Annotated in this window: 18 protein-coding genes; 10 read left to right on the top strand and 8 right to left on the bottom strand. The window is 66.1% G+C overall.

Annotation, left to right across the window (positions count from 1 at the left end; genetic code table 11):
- Positions 1-38 precede the first annotated feature (38 nt).
- The 3 genes from CRO01_RS08200 to CRO01_RS08210 all read left to right on the top strand — a co-directional run bounded on the left by CRO01_RS08200 (position 39) and on the right by CRO01_RS08210 (position 3,054).
- Positions 39-2,012 (top strand): aconitate hydratase, encoded by a 1,974-nt coding sequence (locus CRO01_RS08200; RefSeq protein WP_097008645.1) that lies wholly within the window; start codon positions 39-41, stop codon positions 2,010-2,012.
- Between the two features lie 207 nt (positions 2,013-2,219).
- Entirely contained in the window at positions 2,220-2,747 is a 528-nt protein-coding gene (gene rimI / locus CRO01_RS08205) for a ribosomal protein S18-alanine N-acetyltransferase (RefSeq protein ID WP_097008646.1), read from the top strand.
- A 70-nt stretch (positions 2,748-2,817) separates the two neighbouring features.
- Positions 2,818-3,054 carry a hypothetical protein gene (locus CRO01_RS08210; protein WP_143824940.1) on the top strand — a complete coding sequence of 79 codons (237 nt, stop codon included), beginning with the start codon at positions 2,818-2,820 and terminating at the stop codon, positions 3,052-3,054.
- On the opposite strand, the gene CRO01_RS08215 is transcribed toward CRO01_RS08210, so the two are convergent.
- The 3 genes from CRO01_RS08215 to CRO01_RS08225 all read right to left on the bottom strand — a co-directional run bounded on the left by CRO01_RS08215 (position 3,008) and on the right by CRO01_RS08225 (position 5,409).
- Positions 3,008-3,991, bottom strand: coding sequence for a 5,10-methylenetetrahydromethanopterin reductase (locus CRO01_RS08215; protein ID WP_097008648.1), 984 nt, complete (start codon positions 3,989-3,991; stop codon positions 3,008-3,010). The two genes, CRO01_RS08210 and CRO01_RS08215, sit on opposite strands and share 47 nt — an antisense overlap.
- 31 nt (positions 3,992-4,022) lie before the next feature.
- Entirely contained in the window at positions 4,023-4,781 is a 759-nt protein-coding gene (locus CRO01_RS08220) for a coenzyme F420-0:L-glutamate ligase (protein WP_097008649.1), read from the bottom strand.
- 100 nt (positions 4,782-4,881) lie between these two features.
- Complete coding sequence (locus tag CRO01_RS08225; RefSeq protein WP_097008650.1) at positions 4,882-5,409, bottom strand: GNAT family N-acetyltransferase; 528 nt, start codon at positions 5,407-5,409, stop codon at positions 4,882-4,884.
- A 110-nt stretch (positions 5,410-5,519) separates the two neighbouring features.
- On the opposite strand from CRO01_RS08225, the gene CRO01_RS08230 reads away from it, so the two are divergent.
- Positions 5,520-6,758 carry a translation initiation factor eIF-2B gene (locus CRO01_RS08230; RefSeq protein WP_097008651.1) on the top strand — a complete coding sequence of 413 codons (1,239 nt, stop codon included), beginning with the start codon at positions 5,520-5,522 and terminating at the stop codon, positions 6,756-6,758.
- A gap of 240 nt (positions 6,759-6,998) precedes the next feature.
- A complete protein-coding gene (locus tag CRO01_RS08235) occupies positions 6,999-7,358 on the top strand; it encodes a hypothetical protein (protein ID WP_097008652.1) in 360 nt (119 codons plus the stop codon).
- A gap of 13 nt (positions 7,359-7,371) precedes the next feature.
- Here CRO01_RS08235 and CRO01_RS08240 read toward each other — a convergent pair whose 3' ends face one another.
- Entirely contained in the window at positions 7,372-7,596 is a 225-nt protein-coding gene (locus CRO01_RS08240; RefSeq protein ID WP_097008653.1) for a hypothetical protein, read from the bottom strand.
- A gap of 95 nt (positions 7,597-7,691) precedes the next feature.
- On the opposite strand from CRO01_RS08240, the gene ddh reads away from it, so the two are divergent.
- Complete coding sequence (ddh, locus tag CRO01_RS08245; RefSeq protein ID WP_097008654.1) at positions 7,692-8,633, top strand: D-2-hydroxyacid dehydrogenase; 942 nt, start codon at positions 7,692-7,694, stop codon at positions 8,631-8,633.
- Between the two features lie 12 nt (positions 8,634-8,645).
- Here the strand turns inward: ddh and CRO01_RS08250 are convergent, their stop codons facing one another.
- Positions 8,646-9,554 carry a nucleoside hydrolase gene (locus CRO01_RS08250; protein WP_097008655.1) on the bottom strand — a complete coding sequence of 303 codons (909 nt, stop codon included), beginning with the start codon at positions 9,552-9,554 and terminating at the stop codon, positions 8,646-8,648.
- 25 nt (positions 9,555-9,579) lie between these two features.
- The gene (locus tag CRO01_RS08255; protein ID WP_097008656.1) at positions 9,580-10,224 is read right to left on the bottom strand and encodes a TetR/AcrR family transcriptional regulator; all 645 of its coding nucleotides are present in this window, start codon (positions 10,222-10,224) and stop codon (positions 9,580-9,582) included.
- 99 nt (positions 10,225-10,323) lie between these two features.
- Here CRO01_RS08255 and CRO01_RS08260 point away from each other — a divergent pair, with 99 nt between their 5' ends.
- The gene (locus CRO01_RS08260) at positions 10,324-10,737 is read left to right on the top strand and encodes a hypothetical protein (protein WP_143824941.1); all 414 of its coding nucleotides are present in this window, start codon (positions 10,324-10,326) and stop codon (positions 10,735-10,737) included.
- A 175-nt stretch (positions 10,738-10,912) separates the two neighbouring features.
- Here CRO01_RS08260 and CRO01_RS08265 read toward each other — a convergent pair whose 3' ends face one another.
- Both CRO01_RS08265 and CRO01_RS08270 read right to left on the bottom strand, forming a co-directional pair.
- Complete coding sequence (locus CRO01_RS08265) at positions 10,913-11,653, bottom strand: SDR family NAD(P)-dependent oxidoreductase (RefSeq protein WP_097008658.1); 741 nt, start codon at positions 11,651-11,653, stop codon at positions 10,913-10,915.
- 191 nt (positions 11,654-11,844) lie between these two features.
- On the bottom strand, positions 11,845-13,230 hold the full coding sequence (locus CRO01_RS08270; RefSeq protein ID WP_097008659.1) for a permease: 1,386 nt from the start codon (positions 13,228-13,230) through the stop codon (positions 11,845-11,847).
- 179 nt (positions 13,231-13,409) lie between these two features.
- Here CRO01_RS08270 and CRO01_RS08275 point away from each other — a divergent pair, with 179 nt between their 5' ends.
- The 3 genes from CRO01_RS08275 to CRO01_RS08285 all read left to right on the top strand — a co-directional run bounded on the left by CRO01_RS08275 (position 13,410) and on the right by CRO01_RS08285 (position 14,998).
- A complete protein-coding gene (locus CRO01_RS08275) occupies positions 13,410-13,790 on the top strand; it encodes an SHOCT domain-containing protein (RefSeq protein ID WP_097008660.1) in 381 nt (126 codons plus the stop codon).
- Positions 13,791-13,803: 13 nt separating this feature from the next.
- The gene (locus CRO01_RS08280) at positions 13,804-14,436 is read left to right on the top strand and encodes a hypothetical protein (protein WP_097008661.1); all 633 of its coding nucleotides are present in this window, start codon (positions 13,804-13,806) and stop codon (positions 14,434-14,436) included.
- A gap of 109 nt (positions 14,437-14,545) precedes the next feature.
- The gene (locus tag CRO01_RS08285; RefSeq protein WP_097008662.1) at positions 14,546-14,998 is read left to right on the top strand and encodes a universal stress protein; all 453 of its coding nucleotides are present in this window, start codon (positions 14,546-14,548) and stop codon (positions 14,996-14,998) included.
- Positions 14,999-15,035: the final 37 nt, after the last annotated feature.

Below are 15,035 nucleotides of genomic sequence, written 5' to 3' on the forward strand. Positions count from 1 at the left end.
CGGGATTTATATCCGAGGAAAGACGATATCCGGCCGCTATGGGACAAACGCTAACCGAGAAAATTCTCGATGACCACCTCGTCGAAGGCGAGCTGGAAACCGGCGAGGAGATCGGCATCGAGATCGACCAGGTCCTTACACAGGACACCACGGGGACGATGGTCTGGCTGCAGTTCGAGGCGATGGGCCTCGACAACGTGCAGACGGAGCTTGCGGCCCAGTACTGTGACCATCAGACCTATCAGTTCGATTTCAAGAACACGGACGACCACCGCTTCCTGCGCTCGGCTGCCGGCACCTACGGCGCACACTTCTCGCGCCCCGGCAACGGCATCTGTCACAACGTCCACCGAGAGAACTTCGCCGCACCCGGCAAGACGCTGCTCGGCTCTGACTCCCACACGCCGACGCCCGGCGGCCTCGGCGAGCTGGCGATCGGCGCCGGCGGGATCGACATCACCGTCGCCATGGGCGGCGCGCCGTACTACATCGAGATGCCCGAAGTCGTCAACGTTCGCCTCGAAGGCGAACTGCCCGACTGGGCCACCGCCAAGGACGTCATCCTCGAGCTCCTCCGTCGCCTCTCCGTCAAGGGCGGCGTCGGCAAGATCCTCGAATACACCGGCCCGGGCGTCGAGACGCTGACCGCGCCCGAGCGGATGACGATCACCAACATGGGCACGGAACTGGGTGCCACCACGTCGATCTTCCCGACCGACGAGCAGACCCAGGACTACCTCGAACGCGTCGGCCGCGCCGAGGAGTACGTCGAGCTCCAGCCCGACGAGGACGCAGAGTACGACGACGAGATCGTCGTCGACCTCTCGGATCTCGAACCGCTGATCGCACAGCCGTCGATGCCCGACAACGTCGTGCCCGTCCGCGAGGTCGCCGGCACCGACGTCGACCAGGTCATCCTCGGCTCCTGTACGAACGGCGGCTACGAGGACATCCTCCCCGGCGCGAAGATGCTGGAGGGCCGCGAGGTCGACAAGAAGACCGACATGATCGTCGCCCCCGGCTCGAAGCAGGCCTCCGAGATCTTGGCCCGTCAGGGCTGGGTCGCCGAGATGATGGCGGCCGGCGTCAACTTCTCGGAAGCGACGTGTGGTGCCTGTATCGGCATCGGCCACGTTCCCGCCTCCGATTCGGTCTCGCTGCGGACCTTCAACCGCAACTTCGAGGGCCGCTCGGGCATCGAGGACGACAACGTCTACCTGTGCTCCCCGGAAGTCGCCACCGCCGCGGCGATCGCCGGCGAGATCGTCGACCCGCGCGATCTGTCCGACGAACTGGACGACCTCGAAGCCCCCGGCGTCGAGCTCCCCGAGGAGTACGACGCCTCCAAGACCGACCTCATCAGCCCCGACGAAGCCGTCGACGACGAGCTCGTCAAGGGTCCCAACATCGGCGATGTGCCGCTGAAGGACTCGCTCGACTCGAACCTCGCCGGGCCGACCCTCCTGAAGATGGAGGACAACATCACGACCGACCACATCATCCCTGCGACCCAGGACATCCTGATGTACCGGTCGAACGTGCCCAAGCTCAGCGAGTTCACCCTCTCGCGCATCGACGAGACGTTCGCCGACCGCGCGCTCGAAGCCGACGGCGGCTTCCTCGTCGCCGGCGAGAACTACGGTCAGGGTAGCTCCCGCGAGCACGCCGCCCTCTGTCCCATGTACCTGGGCGTCGAGGGCGTGCTGGCCCAGAGCTTCGCCCGCATCCACAAGGCGAACCTCTTCAACTTCGGCCTGATCCCGCTGACCATCGACGAGGACACCTACGAGCAGATCGAGCAGGGCGACGACGTCGAGATCGTCGACGACGTTGCCGAGGCGGTCAAGTCCGGCCAGGAGGAGTTCACGGTCCGCGTGAACGACGACTGGGAGGCCACCGCCCACCTCGACGCCTCCGAGCGCGAGCGCGACATCCTCGCGGCCGGCGGCAAGCTCGCTCACACCAAGGCCCAAGCCGAGTCCGGCGACAGTCCCGCTCCGGCGGACGACTGATCGGAACCGAGTGCCCGTCAGGGCCGAGGTGCTGTAGTCTCCGCCGGACAGGCGGACGACTGATCGGCTACGCGACTTCTTCGATTTTTTGCAGTCTCGAACCGAATAGCCCCGACAGCGCGCCCCCCGCGTCCGTGTGATCGAGTGCGGCCGACCGCGGTCGCGCGGGCCAAGTAGCTATTAGGCCCCGGGCCCGTAGCTACGCGCGTGACTGTCACGCCGGAGGATTCGACCGACGCCGTGCGAGTGCGCGACGCCGAGCGGGCGGACCTGCTGGCGGTCCACAGCATCGAGAAGTCGTCGTTTCCCAGCCCGTGGCCGCTGGCGGCGTTCGAGCGCCACCTGTCTTCGCCGGCGTTTCTCGTGGCCGTCGACGGGACGGCTGACGGCGACGCCGCGGGTGGGACCGCCACCGAGAGCATCGACGCGGCGTCGGTACTCGGCTACGTCGTTGCCGATCTGGTCCCGAACCACGGCCGGCCGCTGGGCCACGTCAAGGACATCGCGGTCCACCCCGACCGGCGCGGCGAGGGCGTCGGGTCGGCGCTACTGGAGGCGGCGCTCACCGCACTGGCGACCGAGTCGGTTGGATCGGTAAAACTCGAAGTTCGCGTCAGCAACGAATCCGCCCAGTCGCTGTACCAGTCCTTCGGCTTCGAGCCGTTGCGGCGGGTCCCCCGGTATTACGACGACGGCGAGGACGCGATCATCATGGTTCGCCAGTTCGAGGACTGATGGCGAGACCGGCCACCCGCCGGGCGGCACAGACAAAGCACACAAGTACTCCACCCCCAAATCGACACGCATGATAACTGCCACCGGACTGCTGGCACAGGTGTCCCCGATCACTGAGCTGACCGACGCCATCAACTACTTCGGCAACGCCGTGACGGTCGACCCGCTCTCGGCGATCCTGTTCGTGGTCGGACAGCTGCTTTTCCTCGCCGCCTTCGCCGTGTTCGGCTACCTCGTGCTGGGCTCGGTCGTCGACGCCATCATTCCCGAGTCGCCCGGTCGAGCGCCGCCGAAAGGAGAGCGATAGCCTCCTCCTGATCGGGACCCAGCGGCGTCCCGGCGACGAAGCTATCGGTGTACTGGAGAATCTTTTCGATCCGGTCGGCGACGTCTTCGGGCGTCCCGGCGACCGAGAACGCGTCGATCATCGCGGGCGTGACGGCGTCGAACGCCTCGCCGAAGTCGCCACGCTCGATGGCGTCGCCGATCGTCTCTGCCGCGTCGGCGTCGAGACCGTGCCGGTCCAGCACGGGCGGGGCCGCGCCGGCGGCGATGAATGCGACCGGTTGGCGCGCGACCTCGCGGGCCGCGTCGGCGTCCTCGGCGACGCTGACGCTGGCGTAGGCCGCCACGTCGAACTCGCCGCGCTCGTCGGGCCGTTCGTCTTTGCCTTCCGCAACTCGGTCGGCCGCCCACGCGAAGTCGTCGGGGTGAGAGGCGTTGATCAGGACGCCGTCGGCGTGCTTGGCGCTCATGCGGATCATGTGGGGCCCCTGCGCGCCGACGTAGACGGGGATTTCGCCCTCGACATCGTACTCCAGTCCGGCGTCGCTGGCGGTGAAGGTGCCGTCGATCGAGACGCGCTCGCCCGCCCAGAGGTCCTGTGCGACCTTGAACGACTCCAGCACGCGCCGGAGCGGCCGGTCGCGCTCGACGCCGAGGCTCGACAGCGTCGACTTGTCGCCCGGCCCGACGCCGAAGACCCCTCGCTCGTCGCTGACTTCCTGTAGGGTCGCCATCCGCGAGGCCAGCGTCACCGGGTGGGTGTCGTAGGGGTTGGCCGCCGCCGGCCCGATCTGGACCTCTTCGGTCGCCGCGGCGATCCGATCCAGCGCGATGAATGGGTCGCGGTTGAAGTAGTGACTCGCCGCGAAGATCGCGTCGAACCCTTCGGATTCGGCGCTCTCGGCGTGTTCGACTGTCTCTGCTACCGGGTGCTCTGGGGTGAGTTCGATGCCGTGCATTGTGTGTTCTCCCTCGTATGTCGCCGTCCGCTTACTCGTCGTAGTGCCATTCGCGCAGCGCTTGCCGGACGAAGTCGCCCTCGACCTCTCTGAACAGTTCGTCGCTGCCCTCGTGGTCACCGAAGGACCAGTCTCGGATCACGACGATCGGCGTCCCGCCGTCGCCCTCGCCGGCGATCAGGTTCGCCGTCGCCGCGAGTTCGTCGACGACGCTTTGGACTGTGACTTCGAGTTCGTGACCCTCGCGGTCGGTCTCGCCGCGCCAGTCGCGGCTGGCGGGCATCCCCGCCCAGCCGATGGCGACGCCGCGCTGGCCGTGGCGGAACGGCCGCCCGCAGGTGTCGGCGACGACGACCGGCGGGGCAGCGGCGAGTCCAGCGTGGATCCGCTCGGCGCTGTCGCCGGGACGCCGCGGCAAGAGCAGCAGCTCCTTGCCCGGCACGTTCGAGCGGTCGATCCCCGCGTTGACCGTGACGTGGCCGAAGCGGGTCTCGGTCAGGAGAAACGGCGCGTCCATCAGCAACTCGGTGCCCTCCTCGACGACGGCTTGGGCGAAGCGCGGGTCTTTCTCGTCGCCGGTCGCCGATTCGAGTCGGCTGGCGATCTCGCGGGCGCGCGGCCCGGCCGGAAACTCCGAGAGGTCTGCGGTCCGGCCTTCTGCCTTCGAGACGACGGTGCTGGCGACGACGACCACGTCGTCGGGGCGCAGATCGACCCGCTCCTCGACGATGTCGGCGAGGTCGTCGCCGGCCTCGATTTCCGGCACGTCCGGGACCGCGAACGCTTCCATGGCTCTCTCTCGGTGATGGCCGTTAAAAAGCGCGCGGATGGTGGAAAGTGCATCCGGCGTCGCTGCAACTACCGCAGTCGGGGCGCGCCGTACTGACGAGTCACTCGCCCCACTCGTCGACGAGGAGGCCGTACCGGTGGATATCGACGTGCTCGCCGCCGATGAACGCCTCTTCACGAAGGACGCCTTCCTCGGTGAAGCCGGCTTTTTCGAGCACTCGTCGGGACGCCGGGTTCGTCTCGTAGACTTTGGCGTACAGCTTGTGCAGACGCCGTTCCTCGAACGCGTAGCGACAGAGAGTCTCGACGGCGTCGGTCGCGTGGCCCTCGCCCCAGTTGTCGGGCGCGATCATGTATCCGATCTCCGTCCCGCCCCAGACCTCGTTGGGATCTTGGAAGCCGATACTCCCGACCCGATCTCCCCGAGCGCAGACCAGAAAATCGACGCCGTCGTCCTCGTCGAGCGACTCGACCCACTCGCTCTCTGTGGGTTCGTTGATCGGCTCGTAGCTGGCGAGCCCGGCCCTGACGGCCGGATCGTTCACCAACCGCTGGAGAAACTCCACGTCTTCGAGTTCGATCGTCCGCAGTTCGACCGTCTCGCCTCGGGCGAACACTGGACCGGGCATACCGGATCGGTTCTGTCGACGCTCACTTTAGTGCTCCCCCGGCTCCAGACCTGCCGTCGGTCGTGGCGGATCCCGAAAGAGGTTCCCCGCAGCGGTCCGTCCGCCGAGCCATGACCGATTACGCTACGCCCGTCGTCCGCCGAGGGGCCGCAGTGTGCGTTTCCCGCGAGGATGACCGCCTCCAGCTCCCCATCGCTCGGCTCGACGACGCCGACGATCCGGTCGAAATCGCCGCGGACGCCGTGGCGTCGACCGACGCCGACCTCGAACCGGTCCGGACTGGCACCGCCGTTCCGGACGGCGAGGACTCCTACGTCCCGGTGCTGTTCGACGCGCCGGCTGATCTGGACGCCCCCGCCGACGCCGAGCGGCTCGCCCCGACAGCCTTGCTCCACGAGGCCGAGCAGCCGACGTGGTGGCGGTGTTACGAGCGCGTCGCGCCGACGGTTCGCTCGATCACAGCCGACGACGAGCACGGTGCCGCCGTTCTCTCGACTCGCGCGCTGGAGGTGCTCCGGGACCGGGCCGCGCTCCAGATCGCCGAGGGCGACCCGGACCGGGGCGAGTTGACCGACCTCGCCGAGCGGCTGCTGAGCGCCCGCCCGAGCATGGCGGTGCTGGAGAATCGCGTGAACCGCGCTCTCGCGGCCGCAGTGGATGATGCCAACGAGACCGCTGACGGCGACGACGAGACACCCGCCGCCGGAATCGCCGCCGCTGTCGAGGCCGCGGCCGATACGGGCATCGACCGGGCGATTCAGGTTGACGCCGACACCGCCGCGGCGGCCGCTGGCATGCTCGACGGCGCGACCGTGCTCACGCTCTCACGCTCGGGAACCGTCCTCGACGCTTTGAGTTCGGCGTCGCTCGACGGCGTCTACGTCGCCGAGTCGCGGCCGGCTCGTGAGGGGATCGGCGTCGCCGAGGAGCTTTCGGCGTCGATCGGCGCGCCCGTGACGGTTCACGCCGACGCCGCTGTCGCGCACGTCGTGGCCCACGAGGGCGTCGACGCCGTCGTCGTTGGCGCCGACGCGGTGTTGCCCGACGGGCGTGTCGTCAACAAAACCGGCACCCGCGCCGCGGCGCTTTCGGCGGCCCGCGAGGACATTCCCGTCTACGCCGTCGCCGCGAGCGACAAGATCACGCACCGCGAGACGGTCAACATCGAGACCGGCGACGCCGGGGCGATCTACGACGGTCCGGCCGACCTCGACGTACTCAACCCGACGTTCGACGTGACGCCGGCCGACCTGATCGACGCCGTCGTCACCGAGCGCGGACGCCTCGACGCCGACGAGGTCGGTGCCGTCGCCGAAGATCACGCCGAGCTGACGAGCTGGCGGGAGTAGTTATCGCTGGTGCGAGGTGCCAGCGGGCGCCAGACGCAACAGTGAAACGGCGCCGCGGCCTACGACCGGCAGGCGGCAGTGACGAAGGTTACCCCCACCGAGCCCCTTGTGACGACGCCTTCACCCGAGCCGCCTTCTGCGATGGACGACAGGTTCTGAGCGCTCGCTGTCTCCGGGACGGCACCGCGATCGCTGACGAAAGTAAGAAAATTTAACACGAGCGCCGGAAGTCCGTGTAGCATGCATCGAAGACAGTTTGTCGCCGCTGCGTCGGTTGGTTTCACGTCGATTCTCGCTGGCTGTTCCGACGAACCGGGCGGCGGCATCGACGGCGGGCTCGAGGTGACAGACGTGACGGCGTCGAACACGATCGCCGGCAACGTCGAACTCGGCGTGCTGGTTTCTAATAGCTCTTCGGAGTCGGCGTCGGCGACGCTGTACGGCGAAGTCGATGTCGAGGGCGGCGACGCCTACACCGAGTCCCGGTCGATCACCGTCAGCCCGGACGGGTCGAACTCCTACGAGCTGGGGATCGACGTGGCCGTCTCTGACTCGTTAAGTGGCTCGTCCTACGAGTACCGGGCGTGGGTCGAGGCCTAGGCTAGGCCGACGATCACGCCAGCTCCGCGACGGCGAGAAGAATAGTCGGCGCGACAAGCAACACGAGGCCGACGACGATCAACAGCGCCGGGATCACCAACAGCCCCATCTCGGTGCCGAGCCAGAGGGCGAGGCCGGCCAGAATGGCCAGCAAGCCCAGAATCCGCAGCGCCCAGGTGATCAGTCCCTCGAAGCCCGAATCGGCGAGCACTTCGACCACTTCGAGCGCTTCGTCCATACAGGGGTCTGGCAGTTCCGGTCTGTTAAAAACTGGGGACTCCAGCGACGGTCGAATGCTACGACTTTTTGATCGACCGTGGCGAATGCCCTGCCATGCCAATCGACAGCATACAGCGGCTTGGCGTCCACGAGTCGGTGTCGGCGGTGTTCCCGCCCGAGCGTCTCGATGCCGCGCTTGCCGATCTCGACGCCGAGGTCGAACTCGTCGGCGACGATCCCGACCGCGTCGCCGACTGCGACGGGCTCGTCACGTTCGCCTATCGGGACTACTTCGTCGACGCAGTCGAGTGGATTCACACGATTCAGGCGGGCTACGACCGGTTTCCACTGGAGACGTTCGAGTCAGAGGGCATCGTGCTGACCAACAGCACCGGCATCCACGACGACAGCGTCGGCGAGACGGTTGCGGGGTACATGCTCTCGCTTGCCCGGCGACTCCACACCTACGCGGCGAACCAGCAGGCCCGCGAGTGGGATCGGCCGGACTGGGACGAGCCGTTCACGATCGCCGGCGAATCGCTCTGTGTCGTCGGGCTCGGCACGCTCGGTCGCGGCATCGCCGAGCGAGCCGACGCGCTGGGGATGGAAGTGACCGGCGTCCGTCGGACACCCGAGCCCGTCCCCGGCGTCGAGGAGGTCTACAGTCCTGACGAGCTTCACGACGCCATCGAGGAGGCGAAGTTCGTCGTGCTGGCGGTGCCACTGACGGACGACACTCGGAATCTCGTCGGACGAGACGAACTCGATGCGATGGCCGACGACGCGTACCTGCTCAACGTCGCCCGCGGCGGCGTCGTCGACCAGCCCGCGCTCGTCGACGCCATCGAGCGGGACGCCATCGCCGGCGCCGCGCTGGACGTGTTCGAGAACGAGCCGTTGTCGGAAGACTCGCCGCTGTGGGACGCCGACGACGTGATCGTCACGCCCCACGCCGCCGCGGCGACGCGGGACTACTTCCGGTCGATCGACGAGCTGGTCCGCGAGAACGTCGCCCGGATCGGCGCCGACGAGGAGTTGCACAACCGCGTGATCTGACTGCGGTGAGACTCACAGGAGCGACAGCAACGCGTCGCCGATCGTCCGCCGAAACGCATTGACGTCGATCTCCGTAGCGACGCTGGCAGTCGTCGGGGCGTCAGTCCCACGTCGTGTGTCCGCGATCGTCGCGCCCCGGCAGGGACCGTCGCCGTCGACGACCGACACCGGCTGCGCGTCGAGCGTCAGCACGTCGCCGAGCAGGTGGGCCGCGACGGCAGCGTCGTGGATGGCGTCGCCGCCGGCCTCGCGGACCTCCGCCGGATAGCTACACCACTCCGCGATCGTCGAGCCGGCCCCGCCGGCGCTCCGGAACTCGTCGGTCATCGACGCCGGGAGTCGCGCCTGATCGGTCACATCCAGCGGGACGAGCGTGGGCGCGGCCGTCTGGACGACGCGACTGGCCGCCGCCGGGTCGACGTAGACGTTGTATTCGGCCACGGGCGTGACGTTGCCCGCGGCCTCGAATGCGCCGCCCATCGCAACCATGCGCCCGATGCGGTCGGGGAGGCTCGGATCGAGTGCCAGCGCGACTGCGAGGTTGGTCAGCGGGCCCATGCAGGCGATCGTGAGATCGGTGCCGTGGGCGTCGACCTGCTCCCGGATGAACTCGACGGCGTGGGCGTCGGTAGTGGTACCCGTCGGCGCCGGCAGGTCGCCGCGCAGCCCGCCCGGTCCGTGGATGGACTCGCCGGTCGAGAGCGACCGGACCAGCGGGCGCTCGCAGCCCCGTGCGACCGGCACGTCCTCGCGCCCGAACAGTTCGAGAATCGACCGGGCGTTGGCCGTGGTGTTCTCGACCGTCGAGTTGCCCGCGACCGTCGTCACGCCGACGACATCGACGGCCTCAGCGGCGAGGAGCGCCGCCAGCGCGACCGCGTCGTCGGTCCCGGGATCGGCGTCGATCAGAACCTTGCTCACCCGAAAACCTTCGCCGTTCGCCTACTTAACCCCCGGACTCGTCGCCCGCACTCGCTTCGGCGTCGGCGAGCAACTGCTCGACGAGCCTGTCGGCCAACTCGTCCCGGACGGTCGGCGTGTACGCGGGATCGTCGAGCGTGATCTGGCGCGTCCGAGCGCCGTCCAGCGTCGCGGCGATCATCCGGGCGGTCGGCTCGGGATCGACGGACTCGAACGCCCCCGACTCGACGCCATCGCGGAGCATTTCCTCGATGGTGCCTCGCAACAACTCGTCGCTGCGGACCAGTTGCTCGCGGTAGGCTTCGTTGAACGGCCCCCGCGACCGAAGTTCGAGGAGCGCGAGGTGCATCGCCGCCCGCTCTTGCTCGTCGGGGTCGAACACCCACAGGTCGAGAAACTCTCGCAGCCGTTCCTCGGGCGGGAGGTCGTCCGGCGGGAGGTGTTCCTCCCGGAACTTCGAGATGATGTGGTCGATAAACGCCACCAGCAGGTCCTCTTTCGTGTCGAAGTGATAGTGCAACAGCGATGTGCTCTTGCCGAGGTGGTCCGCGATGTGTTGCATCGTCAGATCCGCGTAGCCGTGCTCGCCGAGCGCGCTGTAGGTCGCCTCCATGATCTCCTCCCGGGGGTCGGCGTCCTCACTCGACTCGTCGCTGGCAGCGTCGCCCATGCCTGACTGATCAATCAGTCAGTAGAGGCAAAATTGTTTCGAAGCAGTTGGACGGATGCTCCACAGAAAATTTTTCAATGCTGTCGGTGACGGGCGAACGTGACAGCGAGAATGAATCGTCGGCAGCTCCTCGGATCGGCGGCTGCAGCCGCTGGTTCGGGACTGGCGGGCTGTTCGCTCATCAAACCCTCCGGTGACGTGGCCCTGAAGGTGATAAACTACCGCGATCGGGAGTTGCCTGTGACGACGACGATCTCGAAGGGGGACGAGACCGTGTTCTCCCAATCGCACACCCTCGCGGCGAACAGCGACGGGCTCTCGGAAAATGTGACCGAACACGCGCTGGTCGATGTCACGAAAGGGACGACGTTCGATGTCCTCGTTTCGGTCGACGGCGACCCTGAGTCTCTCGGTTCCTACACGGTATCCTGTATCGGGTCGAACGAGACACAGGCCGCCATCTTCGTGAATCTCTTCGAGCGGTCGATCAGAGTGGCACAAAACGAGTGTTGAGACAGCCGCTCGGCCAAAACTGCGCTCGCTCCGCTCGCGCTACACGTCCTCGGGCAACCATCCGCCGTCGACTTCGATATTCTGCAACGACCTTTTTGCTCGTCGGGTGTGCTCGCTGGGCTCGCACACCACTCCTCGAAAAAGCTCGGCCAAAACTGCGCTCGCTCCGCTCGCGCTACACGTCCTCGGGCAGCCATCCACCGTCGACTTCGATATTCTCCCCACTGACGTAGTCGCTGTCGTCGTCGAGGAAGAACATGACCGCCTGAATCAGGTCCTCGAACGCGGCGGGGCGGCCCCGCGGCAGTTCGTCGGGGAACTCCGCGGAGTTCTCGACGACATAGGGCGAGACGGCGTTGACGGTGATGCCGTCGTCCTGCGTGTCGCCGGCGAGCATCCGCGTGAACATCAAGACGGCGGCCTTGGCCATGAAGTAGGGCGCGTTCTTGGGGCTGATCAGGCCCTTCTCGCTGGAGGCGTAGCCGATGTTGACGATCCGGCCGTACTCGCCCTCGCGCATAGCTGGGAGCGCACGGCGCGAACAGAGGTAGGTCGAGTGGACGTTCGTCGCAAATATGCCGTGCCACTGGTCTGTGTCCATCTCCTCCCAGTGGACGGGCGCGAAGTTCCCGACGTTGTTCACGAGCACGTCGACGGTGCCGAGATCGTCCTCGACGGCCTCGAACAGGTCGTCGACGGCGTCGGGATCGGTCACGTCGGCGCCGACTGTGGTCACGTCGTGGGCGCCGCGCTCCGTGGCCGCTTCGGCGACCTCGCGGGCGGCCTCGTCGCTCGTGTTGTAGTGGACCGCGACGCTGGCGCCGCGCTCGGCGGCCGCCAGCAGCAGTTCGCGACCGACGCCGCGGGCGCTGCCGGTGACGAGGACGACCCGACCGCTGAGGTCCGTGTCGATCATACCGGACCGTGGCGCTCTGGGGTAATGAACGCCCGCGGTCCGGGACGACGCCGCGGCGTCCTGCCGCGGTTCGAGGGGAGCAGTACGGCGTCCTTCTCGGTTTGGCGTCGGTATTTCGGCGTCCCAATGTCAGTTGAGAGATTCCGAACAGCGGGAAAGACGGCATCGCTGCGAATGTCGATGTTGCCGTTCTAGTGATCGTGGCCATCCATCACCATCGGCTGTCCGGTGGCGTAGTCGGCTGGATTCGCCTCGAAGGTCTCCTTGCAGGTCTGTGAGCAGAAGTAGTACGTCTCGCCATCGTGTGTCGCTGCGGGCTCGCTCTCTCCGGTTCGCATCCCACAGACGGGGTCGCGGTACTGACCGGGTGCGCCGAGGCCACGACGATATACGTACAGGAGAAATCCCGAGAGCGCTACGGCGAGGAGGTTGAGATAGAACGTGTAGTTGAACTTGAAGTACGTCTGTTCGGTCGCTGTCTCCCCGCTGGCCAGATTCGGGACGATACGAAGGGCGTCAAACAGCAACTCCATGAGGAAGCCGGTGAACGCCATCGTCACGAAGAACACACCGAGGATGTACAGCATAATCTTCCAGCCGTAGTACTTCCTGTAGACGTTCAACACCGGAATCGTGATGAGATCGGCGTAGACGAACGCGATAACGCCGGCGAAGCTGATTCCGCCGCCCCAGAGCGCAACGGCAAACGGGACATTGCCCATACTGCCGACAAAGCTGATGACGGCGATGAAGACACCCATAATCGCGTTTTCGGCGGTTACGAGCACGCCATCACCTTGGACGAACAGGGCGTTCCAGACCCACTGGGGGACAAAGACGATGACGAACCCGGAGATGAGAAAGCCGGCGACAACGTCCTTCCAGATCATCGACCACTCCTTCCTGTACTGGTTCCCAATTTTGTACCAGCCGCCCCACGACAGCAGCTCATCGCGCCATCCACCACGACTTGCTGTCTCTTGCCGGTAGGTCTCCATACAGCCCTCCGAGCAGAACTGCAACGTCTCCCCGCCGTCGGTCGTGAGCGTGTATTCGGCTTTGCCTTCCATCCCGCACGTGGGATCCTCGGTGACGCCTGCCTCGCGGTCGCGCTCGTTGAGCGTCTCCCGCACCTCGTCAAACAGGTTCTCGGGGAGCGTGAGGTGGACGATAACGGCCATGACAGCGATGAGGACGAGGCCACCGAGCAGTTCCGCGAGAAGGAACTCCCAACCCAGCAGTAACAGGATCATCAACCCGAGTTCGACGATGAGATTCGTCGACGCGAACATGAATGCCAGAAAGTTCACCGCGTGGGCACCCTTCTTGAACAGCCCCTTTCCGATGGCGACGGCCCCGAAGCTGCAGCCACTGCTCGCCGCCCCGAACGCGGTCGCCTTTGTGAGACCGCTCAGGTCACCATCGCCCAGCACCTGCGCCATCCGCTCCTTAGAGACGTACACTTGAACGAGACTTGTGATCGTGAGCCCCATGATGATCGCCCACGCCGCCGTCCAGAGGAACCCGACACCGATGCGGAGGGCTTCCAAGACCTCATTGAGCATCGTCGTCTCCATATGTGTATTATCGCCGGAATCAGCTATTGCCGTTGTCCTTAGGAGACCCTGGTTCGAGGGGCAGATTCGCTGTGGATTCACAATATGAATAGTTCTATTCCAACGGGTTCGAAGCCACAACTCCATTGAATCGTGACCCCGTAGTTGGAACTAGAGGCGGACTCACGGAGTGAACACAGATGCCTGAAAATACGGACGACACACGGCTGGTCACGATTCTCCTCGTCATCATCGGTGCGGTCGTCGTCTTCCCGATGGTCTTCACGGGCTTCGGGACGATGGGATCCGGGCCGATGATGGGCGGGATGTGGGATAGTGGAATGTGGGGCCACGGAACGATGCCGGGGTGGATGTTCGTCGTCGGCATCGTGATGCAGTTCCTGTTCCTCGCTGCGCTCGTCGGGGGTGGGTATCTCCTGTACAAAGCGGTCACGAGCCGCGAGCGCGACTCGGACTCGGCGCTCGAAGAACTCCGACTCGCGTACGCTCGCGGCGAACTGACCGACGACGAATACGAACAGCGCCGAGAGGCACTCGAACGCGACACCGAGTCGCGCTGAGATCGACCCGAGCATGACAGGGCGATCAGACCACCGCTACACGACGGCGCAACCACCGCTCCCAACTTGGCTCGACCGATATACGACGTTGGGGCTGTACGGGCTCCTCGTCGGAACGGGGCTCTGCTTGGCCGCCTTTGTCACAAATCCGGTCCCCGACCCCTCGTTTCCGTGGGCGACGCTGCCAGCACCGCTCCGACTCCCCTTCGAGCAGCCGCGGATCGAACACTGGCCAACGACGTACACCCTCGGCATCTGGCTGTGGATTCTCGGGTTCCCGGCGTTGTTCCTCGATGGCTACAGACGGTTCGGAACTCGGACGACGGGTGGATCCACGATGTGGCTCGCAGGGCTTCCCACGGTGGCGATGCTCGGCTGGACGACCTACTGTCGGTTCTTCTGGCCGAAGCTCCACCCGCCGACTTGGAACGCCCCGTCGTACACAGTCGTCTGCTGGCTGTATTGCTCTTCGTACGACGTGCTCTGGAGCAACACCGCATATGCAATCGCGCTGTTCGGCATCGTCGCGACGCTCCTCGCCCTGCGCCGAAAGAGCGGAGATGGGTATGCCCTCCTCGGATTCGGGCTGTTAGCACTCCCTCTCGGTTTGCCAGCAGTGTACGCGGGCTATCACCGGATGCGGTGAACAGCGCCCAAGCGTGGCGATATGCCTTCGTCCGGTGAGGTTCGCTACACGATGCACGATGCGAGGCGGGGGCAGTATTCTTAATAAGCGTCGCTGAGAACCCCCTGCCATGACGCTCAACACCATTCTCGTCGCCGCCGGCCCCGGCGACGCAGAGCGAGCCGAAGAGATCGCAGACGCCACCGTCGAGGTAGCGGCCCCCTCGAACGCGACGGTCGTGCTCTCGCACGTGTTTACCGAGGAGGAGTACGACGACGTGCTCGAACGGCTGGAGTTCGACACGGAACGCACCGAGGTAACGCCCGACGAGGTCGCCCAGCGCCACGCGACGATCCGGACGCTGGCGGACTCGCTCGACGCCTACGATGTCGAGTTCGAGATCCGCGGCGCGATCGGCGAGCACGGCGAGACGATCACCGATCTGGCCGAGGAGACCGGTGCGGACCGCGTCATCGTCGGCGGCCGCAAGCGCTCTCCGACGGGGAAAGCCGTCTTCGGCAGCACCGCCCAGACGGTGATGCTGTCGGCGCCGTGTCCGGTCACGTTCGTCCGCGAGGAGTAGCGGTCGACCTACCCTCCGTTTTTTCGATGCGCTGGCC

The sequence above is a fragment of the Natronoarchaeum philippinense genome, assembly GCF_900215575.1.
GTDB classification, from domain to species: domain Archaea; phylum Halobacteriota; class Halobacteria; order Halobacteriales; family Natronoarchaeaceae; genus Natronoarchaeum; species Natronoarchaeum philippinense.

Bases quoted from the DNA above. Each gene is read 5' to 3' on its own strand.
- CRO01_RS08275 (WP_097008660.1), top strand. From the start codon at position 13,410: ATGCCTGAAAATACGGACGACACACGGCTGGTCACGATTCTCCTCGTC.
- CRO01_RS08240 (WP_097008653.1), bottom strand. From the start codon at position 7,596: ATGGACGAAGCGCTCGAAGTGGTCGAAGTGCTCGCCGATTCGGGCTTC.
- CRO01_RS08200 (WP_097008645.1), top strand. From the start codon at position 39: ATGGGACAAACGCTAACCGAGAAAATTCTCGATGACCACCTCGTCGAA.
- CRO01_RS08210 (WP_143824940.1), top strand. From the start codon at position 2,818: ATGATAACTGCCACCGGACTGCTGGCACAGGTGTCCCCGATCACTGAG.
- CRO01_RS08225 (WP_097008650.1), bottom strand. From the start codon at position 5,409: ATGCCCGGTCCAGTGTTCGCCCGAGGCGAGACGGTCGAACTGCGGACG.
- CRO01_RS08230 (WP_097008651.1), top strand. From the start codon at position 5,520: ATGACCGATTACGCTACGCCCGTCGTCCGCCGAGGGGCCGCAGTGTGC.
- CRO01_RS08235 (WP_097008652.1), top strand. From the start codon at position 6,999: ATGCATCGAAGACAGTTTGTCGCCGCTGCGTCGGTTGGTTTCACGTCG.
- CRO01_RS08220 (WP_097008649.1), bottom strand. From the start codon at position 4,781: ATGGAAGCGTTCGCGGTCCCGGACGTGCCGGAAATCGAGGCCGGCGAC.
- ddh (WP_097008654.1), top strand. From the start codon at position 7,692: ATGCCAATCGACAGCATACAGCGGCTTGGCGTCCACGAGTCGGTGTCG.
- CRO01_RS08280 (WP_097008661.1), top strand. From the start codon at position 13,804: ATGACAGGGCGATCAGACCACCGCTACACGACGGCGCAACCACCGCTC.
- CRO01_RS08255 (WP_097008656.1), bottom strand. From the start codon at position 10,224: ATGGGCGACGCTGCCAGCGACGAGTCGAGTGAGGACGCCGACCCCCGG.
- CRO01_RS08265 (WP_097008658.1), bottom strand. From the start codon at position 11,653: ATGATCGACACGGACCTCAGCGGTCGGGTCGTCCTCGTCACCGGCAGC.
- CRO01_RS08215 (WP_097008648.1), bottom strand. From the start codon at position 3,991: ATGCACGGCATCGAACTCACCCCAGAGCACCCGGTAGCAGAGACAGTC.
- CRO01_RS08285 (WP_097008662.1), top strand. From the start codon at position 14,546: ATGACGCTCAACACCATTCTCGTCGCCGCCGGCCCCGGCGACGCAGAG.
- CRO01_RS08270 (WP_097008659.1), bottom strand. From the start codon at position 13,230: ATGGAGACGACGATGCTCAATGAGGTCTTGGAAGCCCTCCGCATCGGT.